General features: G+C 71.7%; 22 protein-coding genes and 2 pseudogenes. 19 read left to right on the top strand and 5 right to left on the bottom strand.

Annotated elements, in window-relative coordinates; all coding sequences use genetic code 11:
* The 6 genes and pseudogenes from EYA84_RS07180 to ffh form a co-directional block, all read left to right on the top strand.
* A pseudogene (locus EYA84_RS07180) lies at positions 1-460 on the top strand (signal recognition particle-docking protein FtsY); the annotation flags it as partial.
* Positions 461-466: 6 nt separating this feature from the next.
* Entirely contained in the window at positions 467-1,330 is an 864-nt protein-coding gene (locus EYA84_RS07175) for an aminoglycoside phosphotransferase family protein (protein WP_176092960.1), read from the top strand.
* Between the two features lie 180 nt (positions 1,331-1,510).
* A complete protein-coding gene (locus tag EYA84_RS07170; RefSeq protein ID WP_131052229.1) occupies positions 1,511-2,878 on the top strand; it encodes an ammonium transporter in 1,368 nt (455 codons plus the stop codon).
* Positions 2,879-2,903: 25 nt separating this feature from the next.
* The gene (locus EYA84_RS07165; protein WP_176092961.1) at positions 2,904-3,242 is read left to right on the top strand and encodes a P-II family nitrogen regulator; all 339 of its coding nucleotides are present in this window, start codon (positions 2,904-2,906) and stop codon (positions 3,240-3,242) included.
* A 10-nt stretch (positions 3,243-3,252) separates the two neighbouring features.
* Positions 3,253-5,661 (top strand): [protein-PII] uridylyltransferase, encoded by a 2,409-nt coding sequence (locus tag EYA84_RS07160; RefSeq protein WP_131052228.1) that lies wholly within the window; start codon positions 3,253-3,255, stop codon positions 5,659-5,661.
* Positions 5,662-5,822: 161 nt separating this feature from the next.
* Positions 5,823-7,367: a signal recognition particle protein gene (gene ffh / locus EYA84_RS07155; RefSeq protein WP_131052227.1), complete on the top strand. Its 1,545-nt coding sequence runs from the start codon at positions 5,823-5,825 to the stop codon at positions 7,365-7,367.
* Here the strand turns inward: ffh and EYA84_RS07150 are convergent.
* The 4 genes from EYA84_RS07150 to EYA84_RS07135 form a co-directional block, all read right to left on the bottom strand.
* On the bottom strand, positions 7,336-8,688 hold the full coding sequence (locus EYA84_RS07150; RefSeq protein ID WP_131052226.1) for a hypothetical protein: 1,353 nt from the start codon (positions 8,686-8,688) through the stop codon (positions 7,336-7,338). The genes ffh and EYA84_RS07150 overlap by 32 nt on opposite strands.
* On the bottom strand, positions 8,678-10,459 hold the full coding sequence (locus tag EYA84_RS07145; RefSeq protein ID WP_131052225.1) for a hypothetical protein: 1,782 nt from the start codon (positions 10,457-10,459) through the stop codon (positions 8,678-8,680). The genes EYA84_RS07150 and EYA84_RS07145 overlap by 11 nt, the downstream gene beginning before the upstream one ends.
* Positions 10,456-12,360: an NB-ARC domain-containing protein gene (locus EYA84_RS07140; protein ID WP_161594920.1), complete on the bottom strand. Its 1,905-nt coding sequence runs from the start codon at positions 12,358-12,360 to the stop codon at positions 10,456-10,458. Before EYA84_RS07140 ends, EYA84_RS07145 begins: the two co-directional genes overlap by 4 nt.
* Positions 12,361-12,630: 270 nt before the next feature.
* The gene (locus EYA84_RS07135) at positions 12,631-12,957 is read right to left on the bottom strand and encodes a hypothetical protein (RefSeq protein WP_131052223.1); all 327 of its coding nucleotides are present in this window, start codon (positions 12,955-12,957) and stop codon (positions 12,631-12,633) included.
* Positions 12,958-13,213: 256 nt separating this feature from the next.
* Here EYA84_RS07135 and EYA84_RS07130 point away from each other — a divergent pair, with 256 nt between their 5' ends.
* From EYA84_RS07130 to EYA84_RS07070, 13 genes and pseudogenes are all read left to right on the top strand, one after another.
* Entirely contained in the window at positions 13,214-14,293 is a 1,080-nt protein-coding gene (locus tag EYA84_RS07130; RefSeq protein ID WP_131052222.1) for an amidohydrolase family protein, read from the top strand.
* Between the two features lie 148 nt (positions 14,294-14,441).
* The gene (gene proS / locus EYA84_RS07125) at positions 14,442-15,848 is read left to right on the top strand and encodes a proline--tRNA ligase (protein ID WP_131052221.1); all 1,407 of its coding nucleotides are present in this window, start codon (positions 14,442-14,444) and stop codon (positions 15,846-15,848) included.
* 16 nt (positions 15,849-15,864) lie between these two features.
* Positions 15,865-16,512, top strand: coding sequence for a DUF402 domain-containing protein (locus EYA84_RS07120; RefSeq protein WP_131052220.1), 648 nt, complete (start codon positions 15,865-15,867; stop codon positions 16,510-16,512).
* 254 nt (positions 16,513-16,766) lie between these two features.
* Entirely contained in the window at positions 16,767-17,231 is a 465-nt protein-coding gene (gene rpsP, locus EYA84_RS07115; RefSeq protein WP_131052219.1) for a 30S ribosomal protein S16, read from the top strand.
* A 1-nt stretch (position 17,232) separates the two neighbouring features.
* Positions 17,233-17,466, top strand: coding sequence for an RNA-binding protein (locus tag EYA84_RS07110; RefSeq protein ID WP_013732101.1), 234 nt, complete (start codon positions 17,233-17,235; stop codon positions 17,464-17,466).
* A gap of 2 nt (positions 17,467-17,468) precedes the next feature.
* A complete protein-coding gene (gene rimM, locus EYA84_RS07105) occupies positions 17,469-18,032 on the top strand; it encodes a ribosome maturation factor RimM (RefSeq protein WP_201272322.1) in 564 nt (187 codons plus the stop codon).
* 17 nt (positions 18,033-18,049) lie between these two features.
* Positions 18,050-18,823 carry a tRNA (guanosine(37)-N1)-methyltransferase TrmD gene (gene trmD / locus EYA84_RS07100; RefSeq protein ID WP_131052217.1) on the top strand — a complete coding sequence of 258 codons (774 nt, stop codon included), beginning with the start codon at positions 18,050-18,052 and terminating at the stop codon, positions 18,821-18,823.
* Between the two features lie 143 nt (positions 18,824-18,966).
* The gene (rplS, locus tag EYA84_RS07095; RefSeq protein WP_131052231.1) at positions 18,967-19,323 is read left to right on the top strand and encodes a 50S ribosomal protein L19; all 357 of its coding nucleotides are present in this window, start codon (positions 18,967-18,969) and stop codon (positions 19,321-19,323) included.
* A gap of 183 nt (positions 19,324-19,506) precedes the next feature.
* Positions 19,507-20,378 (top strand): annotated as a pseudogene (lepB, locus tag EYA84_RS07090) (signal peptidase I).
* Between the two features lie 9 nt (positions 20,379-20,387).
* On the top strand, positions 20,388-21,023 hold the full coding sequence (gene lepB / locus EYA84_RS07085; protein WP_131052215.1) for a signal peptidase I: 636 nt from the start codon (positions 20,388-20,390) through the stop codon (positions 21,021-21,023).
* A 61-nt stretch (positions 21,024-21,084) separates the two neighbouring features.
* On the top strand, positions 21,085-21,573 hold the full coding sequence (locus tag EYA84_RS07080; RefSeq protein ID WP_131052214.1) for an NUDIX hydrolase: 489 nt from the start codon (positions 21,085-21,087) through the stop codon (positions 21,571-21,573).
* Positions 21,567-22,379, top strand: a complete 813-nt coding sequence (locus EYA84_RS07075) for a ribonuclease HII (RefSeq protein WP_131052213.1) — start codon at positions 21,567-21,569, stop codon at positions 22,377-22,379. Before EYA84_RS07080 ends, EYA84_RS07075 begins: the two co-directional genes overlap by 7 nt.
* Complete coding sequence (locus EYA84_RS07070) at positions 22,376-22,699, top strand: DUF2469 domain-containing protein (protein ID WP_007075222.1); 324 nt, start codon at positions 22,376-22,378, stop codon at positions 22,697-22,699. Before EYA84_RS07075 ends, EYA84_RS07070 begins: the two co-directional genes overlap by 4 nt.
* 69 nt (positions 22,700-22,768) lie before the next feature.
* Here EYA84_RS07070 and EYA84_RS07065 read toward each other — a convergent pair whose 3' ends face one another.
* Positions 22,769-23,422 (bottom strand): class I SAM-dependent methyltransferase, encoded by a 654-nt coding sequence (locus tag EYA84_RS07065; protein ID WP_131052212.1) that lies wholly within the window; start codon positions 23,420-23,422, stop codon positions 22,769-22,771.
* Positions 23,423-23,947: the final 525 nt, after the last annotated feature.

The raw sequence follows: 23,947 nt of genomic DNA, 5'->3' as shown, positions 1-23,947 counted from the left end.
CGCGGAGACCGTCCGCGGCCCGGAGGGGGCCGACCCGGCCAGCGTCGCCTTCGACGCCGTCCGGCGCGGCATCGACACCGGCGTGGACACCGTGCTCGTGGACACCGCCGGCCGCCTCCAGAACAAGATCGGCCTGATGGACGAGCTGGGCAAGGTCAAGCGGGTGGTGGAGAAGCACGGCCCGATCGACGAGACACTGCTGGTGCTCGACGCCACCACCGGCCAGAACGGCCTGGAGCAGGCCCGCGTCTTCACCGAGGTGGTCAACGTCACCGGCGTCGTGCTGACCAAGCTCGACGGCACGGCCAAGGGCGGCATCGTGATCGCGGTACAGCGCAAGCTCGGCATCCCGGTCAAGCTGGTCGGGCTCGGCGAGGGACCGGACGACCTGGCGCCGTTCGACCCCGCGCAGTTCGTCGACGCGTTGCTGGGTGCCGATTCCTCCGGTCCGACCGCGTAACCTCGGGTGACCAGAGACGATCGCGCGTACGCGGGCTGGCGCGACCCGAGCCACCCGTCGCAGCGCCTCGGGAGACCGTACGTGACTTCGCAGGAGATCCCGCTGCACGGCGGGAACGTGAGCACCGTGGTACGGGTGGGCGACACGGTCCGGCGCAACGCCGGACCGTGGACACCGGCTGTGCACGCCCTGCTGCGTCACCTGGAGTACGTCGGGTTCACCGGCGCGCCCCGCGCCCTCGGCATGGACGAGCGCAACCGTGAGGTGCTGTCGTACCTGGAGGGGGAGTGCGGGGAGTATCCGTTGGCCCCGCACTGGGTCACCGACGAGGCACTGGTCACCGTCGCCACCATGCTGCGGATGTTCCACGACGCGCAGTACGGTTTCGCCCCGCCTCCGCAGGCGGTGTGGCGCTCGTTCGGCCCGCCCCCGCCGGACACCGAGGTCATCTGCCACCACGACGCCGCGCCGCACAACGTGATCTGGCGGCCGGACGGCACCCTCGGGCTGATCGACTTCGACCTCGCCTCGCCCGGCGCGCGGATCTACGACGTGGCGTACGCGGCCTGGACCTGGGTGCCGATCTTCTCCGACCGGGACTCGATCACGCTCGGCTGGAAGCACCCGGACCGCCCGCGCCGGCTGCGGTTGTTCGCCGACGCGTACGGGTTGATCCCGCGTGACCGGCACCGGCTGATCCGGACCATCCGCAAGCGGATCGTGGACCACGTGGAGGGCATCCGCCGGATGGCCGCCGCCGGGGAACCGGCCTTCGTGCGGATCGTGCACAAGGGGCACCTGCGCCGGCCGATGCGGGACCTGCGCCTGCTCGACTACGAACGGCACGCCCTCGAGTACGCCCTGCGCTGATCCATCGGAGGATCGGGGTACGCCGGACGGCCGATCCACCCCCCGCCGTGTCACCGAGGCGTCCGGCGTTCTTCACACGTACGAAACAAGCCGTCACGGTTCGGAAACCACTCGGGGACCCTGGGCGAAACAGCCGACAATCAGGCTTCCGCGCAACCGGCGTACGGGCGATGCTGCGCGATGCCGGGAGGGAGGGAATACAACCCGAGAGGAGGCAGCGTGCCGGAGCTAGATTCTGGTGCCACCGCCTGGATTTTGACTTCTGCCGCGCTGGTGTTGCTCATGACGCCCGGCTTGGCGCTGTTCTACGGCGGCATGACGCGATCCAAGTCCGTGCTCAACATGATGATGATGAGCTTCGGAGCGATCGGCCTGGTCAGCCTGTTGTGGGTGTTCTACGGATACAGCATCGCATTCGGCGATGACATTGGCGGGATCACCGGAGATCTCTCCTACGTCGGCCTTCGCGGAATGCTGGAGAGCGGCACCGAGGGCGGCATTCCCGACCTCCTGTTCGCCGGTTTCCAGTTGATGTTCGCGGTGATCACCGTCGCGCTGATCAGCGGCGCGATCGCCGACCGGGCCAAGTTCGGCCCGTGGCTGCTCTTCGCCGGCCTCTGGGCGACCCTGGTCTACTTCCCGGTCGCGCACTGGGTGTGGGGCGGCGGCTGGATCGGCGAGCTGGGCGTACTCGACTTCGCCGGTGGCACCGCGGTGCACATCAACGCCGGTGCGGCGGCCCTGGCCCTGGCACTCGTGCTCGGCAGGCGGGTCGGCTGGCCCAAGGACAAGTTCAAGCCGCACAACCTGCCGATGGTGCTGCTCGGTGCGGCGCTGCTCTGGTTCGGCTGGTTCGGCTTCAACGCCGGCTCGGCGGGTGCGGCCGACGGCGCCGCCGCCGTCTCGCTGATCAACACGCAGGTCGCCACCGCTGCCGCGGTGCTCGGCTGGATCGTGGTGGAGTGGCTCCGCGACGGCAAGCCGACCACGCTCGGCGCGGCTTCCGGTGCGATCGCCGGCCTGGTCGGCATCACCCCCGCCTGCGCGTTCCTGGAGCCGCTGGGCGCGATCGCCCTCGGCCTCATCGCCGGTGCGGTCTGCGCGCTCGCCGTGGGTCTGAAGTACAAGCTCAAGTACGACGACTCGCTCGACGTGGTGGCCGTGCACATGGTCGGCGGCATCATCGGCTCGCTGCTCATCGGCTTCCTGGCCATCGAGGTGCTGGCCGGCGAGGGCAACGACGGTCTGCTCTACGGCGGCGGCATCAAGCTGCTCGGCCTGCAGACGATCGGTGTGGTCGCGGTGCTGGCGTACTCGTTCGTGGTCGCGTACATCATCGGCTTCGCGATCGAGAAGACCATCGGCTTCCGGCTCAGCGCGGAGGCCGAGGTCGAGGGCATCGACAACGCCGAGCACGCGGAGAGCGCGTACGAGTTCAGCTCCACCAGTGGCGGTGGCGGCGGGGCATTCGCCGCTGCGGGTATCGCTCCGTCGGCCAAGCCGAAGAGTGAGCCCACCGAAGCGGTAAGCGAAAAGGTCGCCGGCTAACGTTCTCGCAATGGAGGGGTTGGACATGAAGCTGGTGACCGCGGTCATCAAGCCGCACCAGTTGGACGCCGTCAAGGAAGCCCTGCACACGCTGGGCGTGGCCGGGCTGACCGTGAGCGAGGTCCAGGGCTACGGACGGCAGAAGGGCCACACCGAGGTCTACCGGGGTGCCGAGTACACGGTCGAGTTCCTGCCCAAGATCCGGGTCGAGGTGCTCACCGACGAGATCGACGTCGACAAGATCGTCGACGCGGTGGTCGGTGCCGCCCGGACGGGCAAGATCGGTGACGGCAAGGTCTGGGTGACCGGAGTCGAGGAGGTCGTCCGGGTCCGCACCGGTGAGCGCGGCCTCGACGCCCTGTAGGACACCGTTGATGACCTCGTCGACCGGGAGGACAGCCGTGGAGACCGACGGCGGAACGACACTCCCGGTCGACGAGGTCGTCGGCGTACCGGCCGGGATCGGCGCCGCCGCGCGCCGGGCCCGGGCCGACGCGTACGACGCCTGGCTGTCCCGGCTGCTGCCGGACCGACCGGGTGTCGCGCTGCTCGCGGTCGGGGGACTGGGCCGGCGGCAGTGCGCCCCGCACGGCGACCTCGACCTGGTGCTGGTGCACGCCGGGGTGCCCGGCGTCGACGAACTGGCCGCCTCGCTCTGGTACCCGATCTGGGACGCCGGGCTGCGGCTGGACCACTCGGTTCGCACCGTGGCCGAGGCGCTGTCGGTCGCCCAGGACGACGTGAAGGTGGCCCTCGGCCTGCTCGACGCCCGCCTCGTCGCCGGTGACCCGGAACTCGCCGACACGCTGGTCAGCAGCGCCGTCGACCACTGGCGGCGTACCGCCGTACGCCAACTGGCGCCGTTGCGGGAGAGCGCGGCGACCCGCTGGCAGGCCCACGGCGAGCTGGCGTTCCTGCTCGAAGGCGACCTCAAGGAGGCGGCCGGCGGCCTGCGTGACGTCGGCATCCTCAAGGCCATCGCGCTCGCCGGGATCACCGACGCCCTGCGGCCCGCCGTACACGCCGCCCACCTGCGCCTGCTGGACACCCGCGACGCGCTGCACCAGCAGCTCGGCCGGCGGGTCGACCGGCTGCTCGCCCAGGAACGGGCCGGCGTGGCCGCACTGCTGGGGCTCCGGCAGGCCCCGGTCGAGAGCGAGACACACCCGACTCCTGCCGACGCCACCGACGCCGCTCCGGTCTCGGACCGACGCGCGCAGGCCGAGGAGGGCGACGGTGACGCCCTGCTGCGCCGGGTGGCCGGCGACGCGCGCACCGTCAGCCACGCTCTCGACGACGCGTTCCGCGCCGCCGACCGGCTGCGTTCCGGCCGCCGCCGGGGTGCCGACGGCCGTCCGGCACGCCGGCCGGTCGCCCGGGATGTGGTCGAGCACGACGGGGAACTGGTGCTGGCCCGCACCGCCATCGGCGCCCGCCCCGACGCCAGCCTCTCACTGCGGGTGGCCGCCGCCGCAGCGGTCACCGGGCTGCCGATCGCGCGGGCCACCTGCGAGTGGCTGGCCGCGTACTGCCCGCCGTTGCCGACGCCCTGGCCGGCCGAGGCGCGGGCGGCGCTGACCACGCTGCTGGGTGCGGGCGCGGGCCTGCTCCCGGCCTGGGAGACCTGCGACCGGTACGGGCTGATCGACGGCTGGCTGCCGGAGTGGACCCGGCTGCGCAGCCTGCCCCAGCACAACCCGGTGCACCGGTTCACCCTGGATCGGCATCTGGTGCAGACCGCGCACGAGGCCAGCCGGCACACCCGCGACGTGGACCGACCGGACCTGCTGCTGCTCGGCGCGTTCCTGCACGACATCGGCAAGGGCCTGCCGGGCGAAGGTGCCGCCGGGCGGACCGGCAGGCACGAGTCCGCCGGCACCCTCGCAGATCATTCGACCGTGGGCGCGCCGATCGCCGAGGCGATGGCCACCCGGATCGGACTGCCCGAGGCCGAGGCGGCGCTGATCGCCACGCTGGTCCGGTTGCACCTGGTGCTGCCCGAGGTGGCCACCCGGCGGGACCTCGCCGACCCGGTCACCATCTCCCGGGTGGCCGAGGCGGTCGGCGACGTGGCCACCCTCGATCTGCTGTACGCGCTGGTCCGCGCGGACGCCGCCGCCACCGGACCGGGCGCGTGGTCGGACTGGAAGGGGCGACTGGTCGCCGAGTTGGTGGCCCGGGTCCGGACGACGCTCCACACCGGCACCGTGCCGCAGCCACCGGCACCCGATCCGGCGCTGGTGGCGGGGCCGCTGCCGGTCGTACACCTGACCGGGGACAGGGTGGCGGTGGCCGCGGCGGACCGGCGGGGACTGCTCGCGACGGTGGCCGGGTGCCTGGCGCTGCACCGGCTGGAGGTGCTCGCCGCCGACGCGTCGACGGTGGACGGCAGGGCGCTGGTGGAGTGCCGGGTGCAGCCACGGTACGGGTTGGCGCCGGATCCGGTCGCGCTCACCGCGGACCTGCGCCGGGCGGTCGGCGGTGACGTGTCGGTGACGCAGCGCCTGCGCGGCCGGGCCGGACGGGGCACCGGGGCCGAGCCCCGGGTGGTCTGGCACCGCGACGCGGCCACCGACGCGGTGCTGCTGGAGTTGCGCGCCGCCGACGCGGCGGGCCTGCTCTATCGGGTGACCACCGCGTTGGACGCGGCCGGCGCGCAGGTGCGGGCCGCCCGGATCGCCACCCTCGGTGGGGACGTGGTGGACGTGTTCTATCTGGTCGGCTCGTGGCCCTCGGACGCCGAGCGCGACCGCCTCGAAGCCGCCGTGCTCGCCGCGGTGTAAGGAAGGGCCCCCTACTAACGCCTCGTGTATAGGAGGGGTCCCCTCCTTACATCAAGGCGGCGTGGAGCGGGGGTTCCGGTGGCCGGATACGCTAACGGTGGTCGGAGCGCTCGTTCGGCCCCACTCGTGCTCGCCGGAACACTGACAAACGGGATGTTCGTGTGTTTGACACCTTGAGTGACCGCCTCTCCGGGATCTTCACCAAGCTCCGGGGCAAGGGACGCCTCACCGACGCCGACATCGACGCCACGGCACGCGAGATCCGTCTCGCGATGCTGGAGGCCGACGTCGCCCTGCCGGTGGTCAAGGGCTTCATCGCGAACATCAAGGAGCGGGCCCGGGGGGCGGAGGTCTCCCAGGCGCTCAACCCGGCGCAGCAGATCATCAAGATCGTCAACGAGGAACTGGTCGCGGTCCTCGGTGGTGAGGGGCGTCGGCTCCAGTTCGCCAAGCAGCCGCCGACGGTGATCATGCTCGCCGGCCTCCAGGGCTCCGGTAAGACCACCCTCGCCGGCAAGCTGGCCCGCTGGCTGCGGACCCAGGGGCACCAGCCGCTGCTGGTCGCCGCCGACCTCCAGCGCCCCAACGCCGTCGGGCAGCTCCAGGTGCTCGGTGGCCGGGCCGGTGTCGAGGTGTACGCCCCGGAGCCCGGCAACGGCGTCGGTGACCCGGTGCAGGTGGCGAAGGCCTCCATCGAGCACGCCCGGCGGTCGGCGCGGGACGTGGTCATCGTCGACACCGCCGGTCGGCTCGGTATCGACGCGGAGATGATGCAGCAGGCCGCGAACATCCGGGACGCGGTCGAGCCGGACGAGGTCATCTTCGTCATCGACGCGATGGTCGGTCAGGACGCGGTGCGGACCGCCGAGGCGTTCCGCGACGGCGTCGGCATCACCGGCGTGGTGCTGTCCAAGCTCGACGGCGACGCGCGCGGCGGTGCCGCGCTGTCGGTCCGCGAGGTGACCGGGCAGCCGATCCTCTTCGCCTCCACCGGCGAGAAGCTGGAGGACTTCGACGTCTTCCACCCTGACCGGATGGCCAGCCGGATCCTCGGCATGGGCGACGTCCTCACTCTGATCGAGCAGGCCGAGGCGGCCTTCGACACCGATCAGAAGGAGAAGATGACCGCCAAGCTGATGGGCGGTGAGCAGTTCACCCTGGAGGACTTCCTCGACCAGCTCATCGCGGTACGCCGGATGGGGCCGATCGCCAACGTGCTGGCCATGATGCCGGGCATGGGGCAGGTCAAGGACCAGCTCGCCGAGCTGGACGACAAGCACTTCGACCGGATCACCGCGATCATCCGCTCGATGACCCCGGCCGAGCGCACCAACCCGAAGATCATCAACGGCTCCCGGCGGGCCCGGATCGCCAACGGTTCCGGCGTCACCGTGATGGACGTCAACCAGCTGCTCAACCGCTTCACCGACGCGCAGAAGATGATGAAGCAGATGGGCGGCATGATGGGCCTGCCCGGCGGCGGCCGACGCAAGGCGACCAAGAGCCCGAAGAACAAGCGCAAGGGCACCAAGGGCGGCAACCGGCCGCGCACCGGCGCCGGGATGCCGGGTGGCTTCCCGGGCGGCATGCCGCAGCTCCCGCCGGGGATGAACCCGGACGACCTGGCCGGCGGCCAGGGCCTGCCGCCGGGCTTCAAGCTGCCGAAGATCGACTTCAACAAGCTGGGTAAGCGGGACAAGCCGTAGGTTCTGCGGCACGGTCCTCGGTGGATCCCCGGCCCGTCGTGGACCGGCCGGGGACGCCGGACCCGGATCCGGACCCAGCCGCGTCCGGCGGTTGGCCCGGCCGGGGCGAGGCACCCGGCCACCGGTCGAAGTAGAACGGCAGCCACCGCTGGCAGTGCCGCGCGAACGGCGTGGCAGCGGGGCAGACGCGCCGGCTGAAGCCGGAGAGCCGCACCGTGTCCGGCGGGTCGGCCCGGTGGAACAGGCCGACGGTGATGCTGAAGACGCCGCGCCGGATCGCCGCCCCGACCCCGGCGGCCAGCACCCCGGAGTCCAGCGCGTGCTCGTCCGCCTGCCGCCCGACGAGCTCACCCGCCACGGCGGGCAGGACGTTGTGGCACAGCACGGTGACGAGCTTCGGGTTGGGCGACAGGTCGATCACCGGCGACCGGTAGCCGGTCCGGTTGACGTACGCCTCGGTGAAGGGCAGCAGGACACGCGTCGTACCCCAGTCCGCGGCGAGTCGGGCTGCCGTCGCCGACGACTCGGCGACGAGACGCAGATGCGTGGCGAGCAGCGCGTACTGGAGGCGGGGGAGGCGGGCCAGCCGCTGTGCCAGGCGCAGTTCCCCGTCCGAGAAGCAGAGCCGCCCGAGCATGTAGAGACGCGCCAGTTCCCGGGCCTCGGCGTCGGTGAGGCGGGCGTCGGCCGACTCGGCAGGTGGCGGAGCGTCGGGTACGGGCTGCGGCGGACGGCGCCCGAGGCGGCCGGAGACGAGGGCCTCGTGGAACGCCGCCAGGACGGTGCCGACCTCGGGGCGTACGCCCCCGGGGCCGGCCGGGCACTGCGCGACGAGATCCCGCCAGTGTGTCGAGAGCAGGTCCAGCACCTGCCGGCACGACTCGGCCGGCGACGTTCCCGAGCCGGTCAGCCGGTCGATGCTCCGGAACAGGTGGCCGGCGGGGGAGTCGGCCGCGATCGTGTCGCGGGCCCGCGCTGTCGCGGCCGAGGTGCTGCGCTCGGCGGACACGGTGAAGTAGGCGTCCAACTCGTCATGGTCCGCCGCCCCGAAGTGCACCGCCGTCGGCTTGGCCCGGGTGACCCGCTGCCAGTAGTGCTCCCGCAGCGCCGCCGGGTCGTCGAGGAACGGATCGAGAGGATCCGGACCCGGGTCGCCTCGCGCCAGTGCGCCGCGGACGAGCGACCGGACGAAGCGGTCGTTCTCGGCGACCAGGTGACCCGGTGCGCTGCGCAGCCACACCTCGGAGGCCAGTTTGGCGGTCTGCATCTCCTCGTTGACGTGCCGCAGGTAGCCGTCGAGCCGCCGCCGGTCAGCCCGCATCGACGTGCCGATCCGCCCGTCCGGCCGGGTCGGCGTCCCGATCCGCTGGTCCGGCCGCGTCGACGTGTTGGTCCGGCGGTCCGGCGGAATCCGCGAACTCCGGCGCCACCAGACCCGCGTACAGCGTGAACAGCCGTGCCGTGGCCTGACGCGCGTCGTCGTCGAGCACGAGCAGGTCACCGGCGAGTGCGGCGGCGAGCGCGCCGAAGGCACCGGCGGTGACCAGCGAGTCCGGGTCGTCGACCCGACGCGCGGTGCGTTCGAGGTCCAGGACGAAGCGGTGCAGCGAGTCGGCCACCCGGCGCCCGTCGGTCGGTCCCCAGGCCGGGTGCACCCGGCCGGACCGCGCGGCACGCGGCATGGCCGCTTCGATGACGCCGAGACAGCGGCACAGCTCCGCCACCGTGTCGTCGGTCGATCCCGGCAGGGGTGCGGGTGCGCCCTGCCGGAGCCAGTCGGTCCGCAACCGCGTCAGGCAGTCGAGGATCTGCTCCGGTGCCATCTCCCGGATGACGATCCGGGCGCGTTTGCGGACCTCCTCGCGCATGTCCGCGTACAACGGCATGTTGAGCGGGCCCTGGAGGTCGTACCGCATCCGCCGGACCAGGCGCTCGCCGGCGGGCCGGTCGTCCTCGCCGGCCAGGTCGGCCTCGCGCAGCCGGTTCAGCGTGACGCCCGCGCTCTGGCGGTCGTACCAGGTACGCAGTGCCGCACCCGTCAGGAGCCGGCGGTCGGTGTCGACCACGAGGTCGGGGCGGGCGAGCGACAGCCGCAGCGCGTCGACGATGCGGGCGACCTCGCCCCGGAGGGCGTCCAGGAAGCTCGGCCCGGCGGCTCCCCCCAGCAGGAACCGGTCGAGGTCCGAGCCGGCCAGATCCGGTACGCCGAGCCGGCCGGTTCCGTCGTCGACCCGGTGGAAGGACGCCATGATCGCGCTGCGCGGCGCACCGGTGGAGGTCCGGTAGCGGTGATGGACCACCCGACTCGCCGCGAAGATCGTGTGACAGGGGGCGGCCAGGTTCTCCAGGTGCACGACGCGTGGCTGCCGGTCGTCGAAGAAGCGGCCCTGGGCGGCCAGCGCCTCGTCGACCCGGGCCCGGGACGGGAAGATGCAACTGTCCTCGTCACTCGACACGTCGCCGTCGGCGTCGACGGCGCACTGCCGGAACAGCCGGTTCGTCCGGGGCAGGTAGGTGAGTCCCTGCCCGGCGGGGCCACGCTCGGTGCCCAGCGTCCAGGTCACGATCACCTTGAACTCGTCCATGAACGGGTTGTTGTCGATGTGCAGGGTGTTATCCCGGGCGACCACGTCGAGCGGCAGGGTGTCCTTGGCCCGCAGGTCCACGATCCTCACCGGCCCACCGAGGGCATGGGCGACGAGCGCGACCAGGAGCGGGTGGGCGAACGTCTCCCGGAAGTGCGGATCGTCGAGCAGCCGGCGGGAGTGGCTCGCGTTCAGGTAGTTGTGCAGGGTGCCCCGGCTGCCCCTGGTGCCCATCTCCGCGTCGTACGCCGTGCGGGCCGCCGCGAAGCGGGGCGTGGAGAGCAGCCCGGCGAAGCTGAGCGCGCCCTCACCGGCGAGGTCGCGCCCGAGGGCGACGAACGCCGCGGCGAGGCGTGCGCCGTCCTCCTCGCCCCGACACGCCTGCCCGACGAGCGCCTCGACGTCACGCCGGAAGTCCTCGGCGGCCTCCGGTCGGCGCAGTTGGCGGTACGCCTGCGGACGCGCCAGCTCGTCGACGGAGACGAGGGGCGCGTGCCGGGTGTTCACGGCGCGACCGTCCCGACCGTGAGCGTCGACCGGGTCAGGTCGGGATGGCGTTCCAGGCGTGCCAGGGCCCGTCGGACCTCGTCGCCGGCGCTCTCGTCACCCAGGTCGGCGTAGGCGCTCTCCAACTGCGCCAGGATCGTCCGCACCGACCGGACGTTGCCGAGCGAGTCCTCCACCCGCCACGCCCGTTCCAGCCAGGTGCACGCCTGTGCCAGGTCACCGGTGCGCAGACCCACGTCCCCGAGCAGGCGCAGGGCCAGGGCCCGACCGTAGGCGTTCTGGGCGTCCTCGCAGATCGACAGGCTGCGTACCCCGAGGTCGCGCGCCCAGGAGTGGTGACCCAGCTCGGTGAGGGCGCGGGCGGCGTCGTACAGGCCACGCGCCTCGCGTACCGGCTTGGCCGTCCGGCGCGACTCGCGGGCCGCCCGCAGGCCCCACCGCAGCGCCTCGGCGTACTCGCCGGAGCGCAGCGTGAGCTCGGCCATGGCGTGCTGGGCGGAGGCCACCCCGCTGTCGTCACGCTGCGCGGCGTCCAGTGCCATCGAGGCGCGCAGCTCCGCCTTCGCGGCCTCCAACCGCCCGACGTCGGCGAGGGCCCGGCCGAGCGCCCGGCGGGACAACGCCTCCATCGCCGGGTCCCCGGCGACCGACGCGGCGACCGCCGCCTCCTGGAGGGCGAGCGTCCGGGTCACGTCCTGCCGCCAGTACAGGAACGTGTTCACCGCCCGGGCGAACCGGGTGACGAACGCGAAGTCCCCCTCGGCCGTCGCCTCCTCGACGAGGAAGGTCAACGACGGTGTCAGCGCCTCGAACCAGGCGAGGGCCTCGGTCACGTCGAAGCGGGCGGCGTCGGCGAGGTCGGCCGTCTCCCGGTCCAGCGGCGACGGATGCCGGTTGGGGTCGATGGCCCGGTCGGCGGCGTGGCTGAGCGCCAGGTGGACGACGCGGATCCGGCGGGCGTACGCCTGCTGCTCCTCGTCGCTCATCACCCGGGCGCGCGTCTCGGTCAGGTACGCCTTGATGATGTCGTGCATGCGGTACCGCCCCACCCCGATCTCGTCGACCAGGGAGGCCAGGCAGAGGGACTGGAGCAGACGGTCGCAGTCGCGCCGGGGCAGGTCCAGGATCAGCGAGAGCACCGAGAGCGAGCAGTCGGTGCTCGGCAGCATCGACGCGACGTAGAGCACGCGCTTGGCCGGTGCGTCCAGGTCCTCGACCGACCAGGAGATCACCTTTCCCACCTCGATGCCCAGCCCGGCCCCGTCGAGGAAGCGCAGCGGGTTGCGGTCCGACTCGATGCCCAGCATTGCGTCGCGTACCGTCCAGCTGCTGTGGATGGCGAGCTTGGCCGAGACGATGGCGAGCGCCAACGGGTGTCCCTCCAGGAGTTCGACGATGCGTCGGGCGCTGCTGTCGCCCCGTTCGACCCGGACGAACCCGACCCGTTCGGCGAGGAGTTCGACGCCCTCGTCCGTGGTCAGCAGCGGGAGCTTGAGCACCTTGGCCTCGTGCCGGACGCTCATCTCCGGCACGGCGCGGCGGCTGGTGACCACCAGCCCCGACCCGTACCCGGGCACGAGGTCACGCACCTGGTCGTAGGAGCCCACGTTGTCGACGATGACGAGGCACCGCCGACCGGCGGTGGCGGACCGGAACACGTTGCCCCACTCGTCCTCGTTGTCCGGCAGGTCGCCCCGGGTGATCCCGAGCGTGGCCAGGAACGTGCGCACCGCGTCCCGGGACTCGACCGGTGGCGTGCCGGAGTACGCCCGCATGTCGACGAAGAACTGACCGTCGGGGTAGTTGTCGATGCGCGAACTCGCCCAGGCCAGGGCCAGGGTGGTCTTTCCCGAGCCGGCCAGTCCCCAGAGCATGCAGGACCGTGATCCGGGTTCGCTCATGGCCTCGTCCATTGCCTGGAGGAGATGATGGCGGCCGACGATTCTTCCGATTCCACCGGGAAGCATGCGTGGAATTTCCGCCGACCACATCGTCGACCGTGTTTGCTGGACGTAGATCGCCCCCGACGTACCCACCTGCAGCACCTGGTTGGCGGTGAGTTCCTTGGCGACGTTGCGTGGCGTGTTCTCGTCGGCGGGGACCATACCTTCGCCCTTTCCGGCAGACGGATTCCTGGCGGCGATCGGGAGGCTTCCGGCTCGGCCCGCTGATCACATGGTGACGTCGCCGACGTTCTGCGCCTGGACGAGCTTGCCCACTGTGCTGGAGGTGACCGAGTTGACCGCGCCGGTCGACACCGACACCTGCCGGAGCGCCTCCAGCAGCCGTGGATCCTCGGCCGCGTACGCCGAGAGCACCTCGACCAGTCGCGCGGTGTCCTCGTCGGAGGGAACCCGGTGTGCCGTCCGGTCCAGGGCCCCGACGACCTCTTCCGGCTCGTTCCGGCGGAGGAATCGCTGACGAATGGCGTCGACGATCGCTCCTCCGGACCCTTCGGCGATCTTGAGTAGTGCGGCGGAAACGATGGCCTCGATCATTTTCGCGGCTCCTATGGTCGAGGAACGGCCGTCATGCGGCGAGGCAAAGATTACCTATCGACGTGACCACAAGAAAGCCTCGCCCGTGCCGATCCCCGGTCGGGAGAAACAATTTCCCGTAATGTGATCCGATGTGTCCCGTACACGGGTCGTCGGGCAATGTCCGTCGTCCCCCGGCGGGGCGGCAGGACCGTCGCACAGGCTCTCCACCTGCCCTGACGGCCGCGGGGACCCGATGATCGGGTAGGACTGTCACATGGCTCTGCACGTGCGTGGTGTGCTCCTGCCCGACGACGAGGTGCGCGACCTGTGGCTGGTCGGCGACCGGGTCACCTTCGACCCGGTGCCCGGCGCCGAGACGGTGGTCGACGGCGGCTTCGTGCTGCCGGGGCTGGTCGACGCGCACTGCCACATCGGCATCGCCCGGGGCGGTACGCCGATCGCCTCGCTCGACCACGCCCGCGCGTTGGCCCGTACCGACCGGGACGCCGGTGTCCTCGCGATCCGGGACGCCGGTTCGCCCTTCCCGTACCCGGAGCTGGAGGACGAGCCCGACCTGCCGAGACTGGCCCGCGCCGGCCGGCACGTCGCGCCGCCCAGGCGGTACCTGCGGGACATCGGGATGGAGGTCGACGCGGCCGAGGTGACCGCCGCCGTGGCGACGCAGGCCGCCGCCGGGAACGGCTGGGTCAAGCTGGTCGGCGACTGGATCGACCGGGGCGTCGGCGACCTGGCGCCGGCCTGGGACGCGGAGACGATGACCGCCGCGGTGACCGCCGCGCACGCCGCCGGGGTACGCGCCGCCGTGCACACCTTCAGCGAGTCGGCCGTGGAGATCATGGTGCGGGCCGGGGTGGACTCGGTGGAGCACGGCACCGGGCTGAGCCTCGACCTGATCGACCTGATGGCCCGGCAGGGCACCGCGCTGATCCCCACCATGATCAACATTCGCACCTTCGGCGGCATCGCCGACCAGGCCCGACCCAAGTTCCCCGGGTACGCCGACCACATGATCGCCCTGCGCGACCGCTTTCCGCAGGTGGTGCGCGCCGCGTACGAGGCGGGGGTGCCGATCTACGTGGGCACCGACGCGGGCGGTGGCATCGACCACGGCCTCGCCGTCGAGGAGATGCTGCTGCTGCACGAGCAGGCCGGCATGTCCCGCACGGACGTGCTCGCCGCCGCCTCCTGGGGTGCCCGTGCCTGGTTGGGCTTCCCCGGCCTCGTCGAGGGCGGCCTCGCCGACCTCTCCGTCTATGCCGAGGACCCCCGCCGAGACCTGAACGCCCTGCGCACCCCCACCCGCCTCGTCCTCCGCGGCGCCGTCCTCCGCTGACCTCTCCGGCCACCCGGTGGGGGTCGCGGTTGATCAAGAAGTTCGGGCCAGGTTCCGCGCCCGACGGCGACCCGAACTTCTTGATCAACTCGGGGTGGTGGGGTGGGAGCCGGGGAGGGGACGGGAGGGGCGCATAGGATGTGCGGTCATGGCGCGTGTGCTGACTCCCCGGGCGGAGGATTTTCCCCGCTGGTACCAGGACCTCATCGCAAAGGCGAAGCTGGCCGACAACGGGCCGGTGCGGGGGACCATGGTGATCCGACCGGCCGGCTATGCCATCTGGGAGCGGATGCAGGCCGAGATGGACGACCGGATCAAGGCGGCCGGGGCGGAGAACGCATACTTCCCGCTGTTCATCCCGGAGAGCTACCTCAAGCGTGAGGCCGAGCACGTCGAGGGCTTCTCGCCGGAGCTGGCGGTGGTCACCCACGGTGGTGGCAAGCAGTTGGCCGAGCCGGTCGTGGTCCGGCCCACCAGCGAGACGGTCATCGGCGAGTTCATGGCCAAGTGGATCGACTCGTACCGGGACCTGCCGCTGCTGCTCAACCAGTGGGCCAACGTGGTCCGGTGGGAGTTGCGGCCCCGGGTCTTCCTGCGGACCAGCGAGTTCCTCTGGCAGGAGGGGCACACCGCGCACGCCACCCGCGCCGACGCCCGCGCGTACGCCCGCAAGATCCTGCACGAGGCGTACGAGGACCTGATGGTGAACGTGCTCGGCATCCCGGTCGTGGTCGGGCTCAAGACGGCCCGTGAGCGATTCGCCGGGGCGACCGCCACGTACACCTGCGAAGGCATGATGGGCGACGGCAAGGCGCTCCAGCTCGGCACCAGCCACGAGCTCGGGCAGAACTTCGCCAAGGCGTTCGACATCAGCTACTCCTCCGCCGAGGGCGGCCGGGAACACGCCTGGACCACCTCCTGGGGCACCTCCACCCGGATGCTCGGCGGTCTGATCATGTGCCACGGCGACGACAACGGGCTGCGGGTGCCGCCGAGGCTGGCGCCGGTCCAGGCGTACGTGATGGTGGTCAAGGACGGCGACGGCGTGGGTGCGGCGGCGGCCAAGCTCCGCGACGCCCTGCGTGACGCCGGTGTCCGGGTGACGCTCGACGACCGGACCGACACGCCGTTCGGCCGCCGGGCCGTCGACGCCGAGCTGCGTGGCTATCCGGTACGCGTCGAGGTCGGTCCCCGCGACCTGGCCGCCGGGAACGCGGTCGTGGTGCGGCGCACCGACGGGTCGAAGGCACCCACGGCGGTGGCCGACGTGGTCGGTGCCGTACTCGCCGCTCTGGATGCCGACCAGCAGGCCCTGCACGACCAGGCGCTGGCCTTCCGCCAGTCGCGCACGGTCGACGTGGCGACGCTGGACGAGGCGCTGGAGGCGGCGGGCACCGGTTGGGCCCGGGTGCCGTGGTCGGCGGTCGGTGTGGAGGGCGAGGCGAAGGCCAACGGGCAGGGCGTGACGGTCCGCTGTCTGGTCCGTGCCGACGGGTCGGTGCCGGACACCGAGGACGAGCCCGACCTGCTCGCCATCCTGGCCCGCGCGTACTGAGGCGCCGGACACCACAGTGAGGTTCGCACCGGGCCGCCTGATCGTGCACCGCAACGTCCGGCGAGGCCGGATCGGTTGGGTGCGCCCGATGCGCGTTGTCAGCGACGATGAGCGGGGCCTGCTCCTCTGGCTGGCCCGGGACACGGCGGTGGCCGGCGAGGTGACCGAGGCCGGCGTGGGCATGCGGGGCGTCCCGTTCGCCGAGTGGGTCGTCTCGACGTACCGGCTGGCGACCGGCCGGTGGATGGGACCGCCGCTGCTGAAGTTCCTGCCGACGGGTGCCGCCCACTCGGTGTGGTGGTTCCAGGACGCGCAGGGGTGCTTCGCCCACTGGTACGTCAACCTGGAGGAGCCCGGGGTCCGCTGGGACGACGGCGACCTGGCCGGCGTCGACATCGTGGACCAGGACCTCGACGTGGTGGTGCGTCCCGACCGGAGCTGGCAGTGGAAGGACGAGGACGAGTTCACCGAGCGGCTCGCCTTCCCGGATCACTACTGGGTGTCGGACGAGGCGGCGGTCCGGGCCGAGGGCAAGCGGGCCATCCGGACCGCCGAGGCGGGCGAGTTCCCGTTCGACGGCGTCTGGTGCGACTTCGTCCCGCCGCGGGAGTGGACCGTCCCGCCGGAGTTGCCGCCCGGATGGGACCGTCCGCCGGTCCGCTGACCCCGCCGGCCGGATGTGTTCCCGGTCACGTTCGGATGATGGTCGGTGACGGAGGCAGGTCCGGTGTGAGGGATCCTGGACCGATCTGGCAGAATGGCTGGCTGGTATCCGGCGCGTGTCCGGCGCCCTCTAACCCGGGCGCGTCGCCAGTCCACCCGAGCGGTCTCCGGCCCAACCCCACTGTGCCGGTCGGCGTTCACCCATGCACACCGCCCATACCGGGCCGGTGATATCGCAACAGGAGCGAAACAACCGTGGCCGTAAAGATCCGGCTCCTGCGGATGGGCAAGATCCGCAACCCGCAGTACCGCATCGTCGTCGCCGACTCGCGCACCAAGCGCGACGGCCGGGCGATCGAGTTCGTCGGGATCTACCAGCCGAAGGAAGACCCTTCGGTGATCGAGGTCAAGTCGGAGCGGGTCCAGTACTGGCTGTCCGTCGGCGCCCAGCCGAGCGAGGCGGTGCAGCGGCTGCTGGAGCTGACCGGTGACTGGCAGAAGTACAAGGGCCTGCCGGCCCCGCCGCCGCTGAAGGTCGCCGCCGAGCGGGCCGACCGTAAGGCGGCGTACGAGGCCGAGGCGAAGGCCGCCGCCGGCCTGGCCGAGACGCCGGCCAAGCCGGCGAAGAAGGCCGCCAAGGCCGCCGAGGCCGAGGCCCCGAAGGCCGACGCGCCGAAGGCCGAGGAGCCCGCCGCCGCCGAGTCCGGCGAGCAGGCCTGACATGGCGCTGCGGCCGGCGTTGGAGCACCTGGTCAAGGGCATCGTCGACCACCCCGATGACGTGCGCGTCCGGATGGTCGACTCCCGTCGGGGCAAGCGGCTCGAAGTCCGCGTGCACCCCGAGGACCTGGGCACCGTGATCGGGCGGTCCGGCCGGACCGCCAAGGCGCTGCGCCAGGTGATCGGCTCCATCGGTGGGCGCGGCGTGCGCGTCGACATCGTCGACTCGTACTGATGCTGCTCATCGTCGGCAGGATCGGCAAGCCGCACGGCATCCGCGGTGAGGTCACCGTGGAGGTGCGGACGGACGAGCCCGAGACGCGGTTCGCCCCCGGCATGGTGTTGACCACCATGGCGGGGGCGAAGGCCGCGAACGGGCGAGGCGCTGCGCCTGCCGCTCCCGGGGTGCCCTTCGAGGTGCCCGACGAGCTGACCGTGGAGTCGGCCCGTTGGCACCAGGGGCGGATGCTCGTCGCCTTCGAAGGGGTGCTGGACCGCGACGTCGCGGAGGTGTTGCGCGGCACCCTGATCGCGGTGGACAGCGCCGGCGTCGCCCCGCCGGAGGACCCGGAGGAGTTCCTCGACCACCAACTGGTGGGTCTGGCCGTGGTCACCACCGACGGCGAGCGCCTCGGCGAGGTGGCCCGGATCGACCACGCTCCCGCCTCCGACCTGCTGGTGCTGCGCCGCCCCGAGGGGGGCACCGCGCTGATCCCGTTCGTCAAGGAGATCGTCCCCGAGGTCGATCTCGCCGGAGGTCGTGTGGTGGTCGACCCGCCCGGCGGCCTGCTCGACCTGTAGATCCGGGAGTACCCCTGATGCGCGTCGACATCGTGTCGATCTTCCCGGAGTACTTCGCCCCGCTGGACCTGTCCCTGGTCGGCCGGGCCCGGTCCCACGGCACGCTCCGGCTGGCCGTACACGACCTGCGGACCTGGACGCACGACGTGCACCGCACCGTCGACGACACCCCGTACGGCGGCGGTCCCGGCATGGTGATGCGGCCCGAGCCGTGGGGCGCGGCCCTGGACGCACTGGCCCCACCGGAGGCAGCCCCGCCCCGCCTCCTGGTGCCCTCCCCGGCCGGTGTGCCGTTCACCCAGGCGCTGGCGCACGAGTTGGCCGCCGAGCCGCGCCTGCTGTTCGCCTGCGGCCGGTACGAGGGCATCGACCAGCGGGTGCTCGACCACGCCGCGACCCGGATGCCGGTGACCGAGGTCAGCCTCGGCGACTACGTGCTCTTCGGCGGCGAGGTCGCGGTGCTGGTGATCCTGGAGGCGGTGACCCGCCTGCTGCCCGGCGTCCTCGGCAACGCCGGCTCGTTGGACGACGAGTCGCACGCGCACGGGTTGCTGGAGGCGCCGATGTACACCAAGCCGGCGACCTGGCGTGATCTGGAGGTGCCGGCGGTCCTCCGTTCCGGCGACCACGGCCGGATCGCCCGGTGGCGTCGGGACGAGGCGCTGACACGGACCGGTCGGCGTCGTCCGGACATGCTGGCCGCGGTCGACCCGAGCAGCCTCGACAAGCGGGACGTCGCGGCGCTGGACCGGGCCGGATTTCAGGTGCCCGGGGCGGATGTGGCAAAGTAGGGGGGTTGCCGCAGTCGCCCACGCCGTGAACGGCTGCGAGGATCCCCGACCGGGGTCGGTTCCGGCCGGCCACCACCGGAGATCAGTATCACCCATCCGCGCGCCGAGTGACGGTGCGCCGTGAGCCTCACGAGGACTACACGATGAACATCCTGGACGCCCTTGACGCCCAGTCGAAGCGCACCGACCTGCCCGACTTCCGTGGCGGTGACACCGTCAAGGTGCACGCCCGAGTCGTCGAGGGCAACCGGTCCCGGGTCCAGATCTTCCAGGGCGTCGTCATCCGCCGCCAGGGCGACGGGCTGCGCGAGACGTTCACCGTCCGCAAGCTCAGCTTCGGTGTGGGTGTCGAGCGGACCTACCCGGTCAACAGCCCGGCGATCGACCGGATCGAGGTCGTGACCCGTGGTGACGTCCGCCGCGCCAAGCTCTACTACCTGCGCGAGCTGCGGGGCAAGAAGGCCAAGATCAAGGAGCTGCGCGAGAAGCAGCCCAGCTGACATCGCGCTACGCCACGCCGCCCGAACTGCGCGTATGCCGTACCGGCCAGACCGCACTACCCTGGTCGGTACGGGCGCAGCGGGCCGGTGATCCGCCGGACAGGCGGATGAACCCCACTGCCGCCCGGGAGGTCTCGATGAGACTTCCGGGCGGTAGTCGTTTCTGCGGACCGGGGAGTGGGCGTGGTACAGGCGCTTGACGACAGCGGCGCGGTCGATCCGTGGCGACGACGCACCCGGCGCAGCAAACCGCAGATGCCACTCTGGCAGGAGCTGCCGCTGCTGCTCGTCGTCGCGTTCTGCCTCGCGGTGCTGATCCGCACCTTCCTGCTCCAGGCGTTCTTCATCCCCTCCGGGTCGATGGAGGACACGCTGCTGGTCAACGACCGGGTGCTGGTCAACAAGGTCGTCTACACCATGCGCGACCCGGAACGCGGCGAGGTGGTCGTCTTCCGTGGCACCGAGCAGTGGGTGCCGCAGGTCGACCCGCAGCCGCCCACCAGCTTCGCCGACAAGCTCGGCCGCACCATCGGTGACCTGGTCGGTGACGGCCGACCCGGCGAGAAGGACTTCATCAAGCGCGTCATCGGGCTACCCGGCGACCGGGTGAGCTGCTGCGACGACCAGGGTCGGGTACTCGTCAACGGCACCCCGCTGGACGAGTCGGCGTACGTGCTGCGGGACTCGCCGCTGGACCTGCCGCCGAACCCTGAGGAGTGCCGCTCCCGGCGGTTCGAGGAGATCGTCGTACCACCGGGGCAGATATTCGTGCTGGGTGACCACCGCCTGGTCTCGCAGGACGCGCGCTGCCAGGGCCCGGTGCCGATCGACAACGTGGTGGGGCGGGCGTTCGCGGTGGTCTGGCCGTCGAACCGCTGGCACTCGCTGCCGATCCCGGAGACGTTCGCCGGTGTCGCTCCGGCCGCCGGTGCCGACGGCGCCGCGCCGCCGGTCCGACCCGCACCGGTGGGAGACGTCGTCCTGATCCTCCCCATCGCGGCCACGCTGACCGTTCTCGCGCGTTCCGGACGGTGGTCCTCGACCCGGCAACGTAGGCTCCTTCCGTGATTGACGAGCAGACCGACAAGTCGCGCCATTCGTTCTGGAAGGAACTGCCCATCCTTCTGGGGGTGGCGATCGTGGTCGCGGTACTGGTGCGTGCCTTCGTACTGCAGACCTTCTTCATCCCCTCGCCGTCGATGGAGAACACTCTCAAGATCGACGATCGGGTGCTGGTCAACAAGCTGGTGTACAACTTCCGGTCACCGCACCGGGGCGAGGTCATCGTCTTCAAGGCGCCGGTCGAGTGGAGTGGCAACCCGGCGGGGGAGGACTTCATCAAGCGCGTGATCGGCGTCGGCGGCGACCGGATCGTCTGCTGCGACGACCAGGACCGGCTGACGATCAACGGCACGCCGCTGGACGAGCCGTACATCTTCTCCTTCGACGGACGGCGCGACAAGCCGGCGGACCAGGAGTTCGACGTCCAGGTGCCGCCGGGCCGGCTCTGGGTGATGGGCGACCACCGGTCCGCCTCCGGCGACTCGCTGGAGCACTACCAGCAGTCCGGGCAGAACATCGACACGGCCACCATCCCCGAGCAGGACGTGGTGGGTCGGGCCTTCACGATCTTCTGGCCGGTCGATCGGGCCACCCTGCTGACCGTGCCCGAGCAGTTCGAGTCGATCCCGCAACCCTGACCCCGGGCGCCCGGCAACGGGTGGCGTGGGAGTTGTCGGCGGGGTCTGGCAGGCTATTGCCGTGACGGTCTATACCCCGAGGCGCGCTGCCCGCGTGCTCCTGGTCGACGCGGAGGGCAGGTTGCTGCTCTTCCGTGGCGTCGATCCGGCCCGACCGGAGCACGGACGCTGGTGGTTCACCGCCGGCGGTGGGCTCGACCCCGGGGAGACGTACGCCGAGGGTGCCGCCCGTGAGCTGGCCGAGGAGACCGGATTGCGGCTGTCCGTGGCCGAGATCGGCGAGCCGGTGCACGCCGATCTGATCGAGTTCCCCTTCGACGGGGTGTGGTATCGGCAGGAGCAGCAGTTCTTCCTCGTGCGGGTGGCGGCGCACGAGGTCGACACCGCGGGCTTCAACGAGATCGAGCGGGGCAGCGTGGACGGCCACCGGTGGTGGTCGGCGGCGGAGCTGGCCGACACCGACGAGCGGTACTACCCGCAGGACCTGCCGCAGTTGCTGGCCCGGGTGCTCGCCCCCGGCTCGCCCCGGACCTCGGGTGCGGCATGCTGACCCCGCCCCGCACCGTGGTGCGCCGCGACGCCGGTCTCTACGCGTTGGAACGTGCCCTGCAACGACGGGGCTTCCGGCACGTCGCCGGTGCCGACGAGGCCGGTCGGGGAGCCTGCGCCGGGCCGCTGGTGGCCGCCGCCGCGATCCTGCCCGAGGGGCGACGCGGCGAGATCGACGGACTGGCCGACTCCAAGCTGCTCACCGCGGCCAGTCGGGAGCGGGTGTACGACGAGGTCGTCGCGCGTGCCCTGGCGTACGCGGTGGTGGTCGTCCCGGCCGAGGAGGTCGACGCCCGGGGGCTGCACGTGTGCAACCTGGCCGCCATGCGTCGGGCGCTCGCCTCGCTGACGGTACGCCCGGAGTACGTGCTGACCGACGGGTTCGGCGTGGACGGGCTGGGCGTGCCCGGGCTGGCCGTGTGGAAGGGCGACCGGGTGGCCGCCTGCGTGGCGGCGGCGAGCGTGCTCGCCAAGGTCACCCGGGACCGGATCATGGTGGAGCTGGACGCGGTGCATCCCGGCTACGGATTCGCCGAGCACAAGGGGTACGTCACCGCGGAGCACAGCGCGGCGTTGCGCGACCGTGGGCCGTGCCTCCAGCACCGGTTCTCGTATGTCAACGTGGCCGCCGTCTCAGGGCGGGACGGTCGGCCGCCACGCTCCCGGCGACCGATGGGTGCAAGCCCGGACGAGCCGATGGAGCGCTCAGCCGCCGTAGGGGGTACCGTCGGCGTGGCGTTGGGCGAGCAGCCTCGGCCTCCGGCGTCGGTGGGGGAAGATGTGGTCATGGAAGGCGGAGTGCGATGAGCGCGGAAGATCTCGAGAAGTACGAGACCGAGATGGAGCTCCAGCTCTACCGGGAGTACCGCGACATCGTCCGTCAGTTCTCCTACGTGGTGGAGACCGAGCGCCGGTTCTACCTGGCGAACCAGGTCGACCTGCACGTGCGTAACTCCGACGGCGAGGTCTACTTCGAGGTCGAGATGCACGACGCGTGGGTGTGGGACATGTATCGTCCGGCCCGGTTCGTGAAGAACGTCCGCGTCATGACGTTCAAGGACGTCAACGTCGAGGAGCTGGAGAAGCCGGACATCTCCCTCCCCGCCGACTCCGGCTTCGGCGGCTGATCCGTCCGTCGCCGCCCGGACGGGCATCGCCGGTGGCCCCCACCGCCGCGATCCGTCCACCGTGTCCGGTCAGCGGTCGACGTCCCCGGTCGGCCGCCCGGTGAACTCGAACATCGTCACCCCGCTCGGCAGCGGTCGGGGAGTTCCGAGGAACCGGTGCGTGCCCACCCCCACCCCGTGCGCCGGCGAGCTGACCGCCACCGGGGCGAAGCCCTCCTCGGCGAACCAGTCGCAGATGGCCGGCACCAGATCCGGTGCTCGCCGGTGCCGCGTCCAGAAGACCGTGCCGCCGGTGGCGCAGAGCGACGCACAGTGGCCCACCGTGGACCGGACGTCCGACTCGGTGATGTTGCCGAAGACGCCGCAGGCCAGCACCAGGTCGGCCGGGACCATCCCCGCGTACGCGTCGGTGCGTGCCGCGTCACCCCGCACCACCTCGACCCCGGAGAGCCCGGCCCGCGCCACCGCCGCCCGCGCCACCTCGACGTTGCGCGGATCGAGTTCCACCAACCGTGCCGTCACGTCGGCGCCGCGCGGGTGCGCCGCCAGCACCGGGATCACGTCGCGTCCCTGACCGGCGCAGAGACTGACAGCCCGAAGGCGTCCGGGCCGTGCCTCGTCCAGCGCCGCGCCGACGCGGGTACGCACCTCCGCCACCCGCCGGGACAGCGGTGAGGCCGGGTCGGCGTACTGGTCGTGCCAGGCGTACCAATCACGCGTCACCAGGTCGAGCCTAGGTCGTCTGTCGACGCCCGGGGCCCCGCCGCAGGCCGGGCCATAGCAGATCAACTTCTCCGGCGCGGCCTGTCCACAAGAGGCTCCGCTGTCCACAGGCGACGGGTGTGGGGCGGCGGGTAGCGGTCCGTCCGGTCAGGATCGCGGCATGTCCCTCCGGTCGTTGATCAGATTTGTTCCTCCCGCTTCGACGCGGCGTGTGTCTGCGCGGCCTGTGTCTGACTGGGCCGGCTCGATGGTGTCTGTTTCGGGCGGGGGCGGATCGGCTCGGGATGGCGAGGTTGTGCCATTTCTTGCCGTCCGCGCGCCATCGACCGTCACTGTGCGTCTTCTCGCCTGCCGGAGTCTCGTCGTACGGCCCGCCGGTGCGACTCGTCCGCTCTCGGCGGCCCCCAGCGGTGGCAGGCGGACGGTCCCGGCCGTTCTGCTCGCCGGGTGCGTCGCGCTGCTGCCGCTCCTGGCGTCGCCGGCGGTCGCGGCCCTGTCTCGTATACAAATCTGACGCTGCCGCCG

The organism is Verrucosispora sp. SN26_14.1 (assembly GCF_004307965.1).
GTDB lineage: Bacteria > Actinomycetota > Actinomycetes > Mycobacteriales > Micromonosporaceae > Micromonospora.
The sequence above is the reverse complement of the archived record's forward strand: the minus strand, read 5'-3'. Positions and strand labels throughout refer to the sequence as shown.

Bases quoted from the DNA above. Each gene is read 5' to 3' on its own strand.
- EYA84_RS07170 (WP_131052229.1), top strand. From the start codon at position 1,511: ATGCCGGGAGGGAGGGAATACAACCCGAGAGGAGGCAGCGTGCCGGAG.
- EYA84_RS07165 (WP_176092961.1), top strand. From the start codon at position 2,904: ATGAAGCTGGTGACCGCGGTCATCAAGCCGCACCAGTTGGACGCCGTC.
- EYA84_RS07160 (WP_131052228.1), top strand. From the start codon at position 3,253: ATGACCTCGTCGACCGGGAGGACAGCCGTGGAGACCGACGGCGGAACG.
- EYA84_RS07150 (WP_131052226.1), bottom strand. From the start codon at position 8,688: ATGCGGGCTGACCGGCGGCGGCTCGACGGCTACCTGCGGCACGTCAAC.
- EYA84_RS07140 (WP_161594920.1), bottom strand. From the start codon at position 12,360: ATGAGCGAACCCGGATCACGGTCCTGCATGCTCTGGGGACTGGCCGGC.
- EYA84_RS07135 (WP_131052223.1), bottom strand. From the start codon at position 12,957: ATGATCGAGGCCATCGTTTCCGCCGCACTACTCAAGATCGCCGAAGGG.
- EYA84_RS07130 (WP_131052222.1), top strand. From the start codon at position 13,214: ATGGCTCTGCACGTGCGTGGTGTGCTCCTGCCCGACGACGAGGTGCGC.
- proS (WP_131052221.1), top strand. From the start codon at position 14,442: ATGGCGCGTGTGCTGACTCCCCGGGCGGAGGATTTTCCCCGCTGGTAC.
- EYA84_RS07110 (WP_013732101.1), top strand. From the start codon at position 17,233: ATGGCGCTGCGGCCGGCGTTGGAGCACCTGGTCAAGGGCATCGTCGAC.
- trmD (WP_131052217.1), top strand. From the start codon at position 18,050: ATGCGCGTCGACATCGTGTCGATCTTCCCGGAGTACTTCGCCCCGCTG.
- rplS (WP_131052231.1), top strand. From the start codon at position 18,967: ATGAACATCCTGGACGCCCTTGACGCCCAGTCGAAGCGCACCGACCTG.
- EYA84_RS07075 (WP_131052213.1), top strand. From the start codon at position 21,567: ATGCTGACCCCGCCCCGCACCGTGGTGCGCCGCGACGCCGGTCTCTAC.
- EYA84_RS07070 (WP_007075222.1), top strand. From the start codon at position 22,376: ATGAGCGCGGAAGATCTCGAGAAGTACGAGACCGAGATGGAGCTCCAG.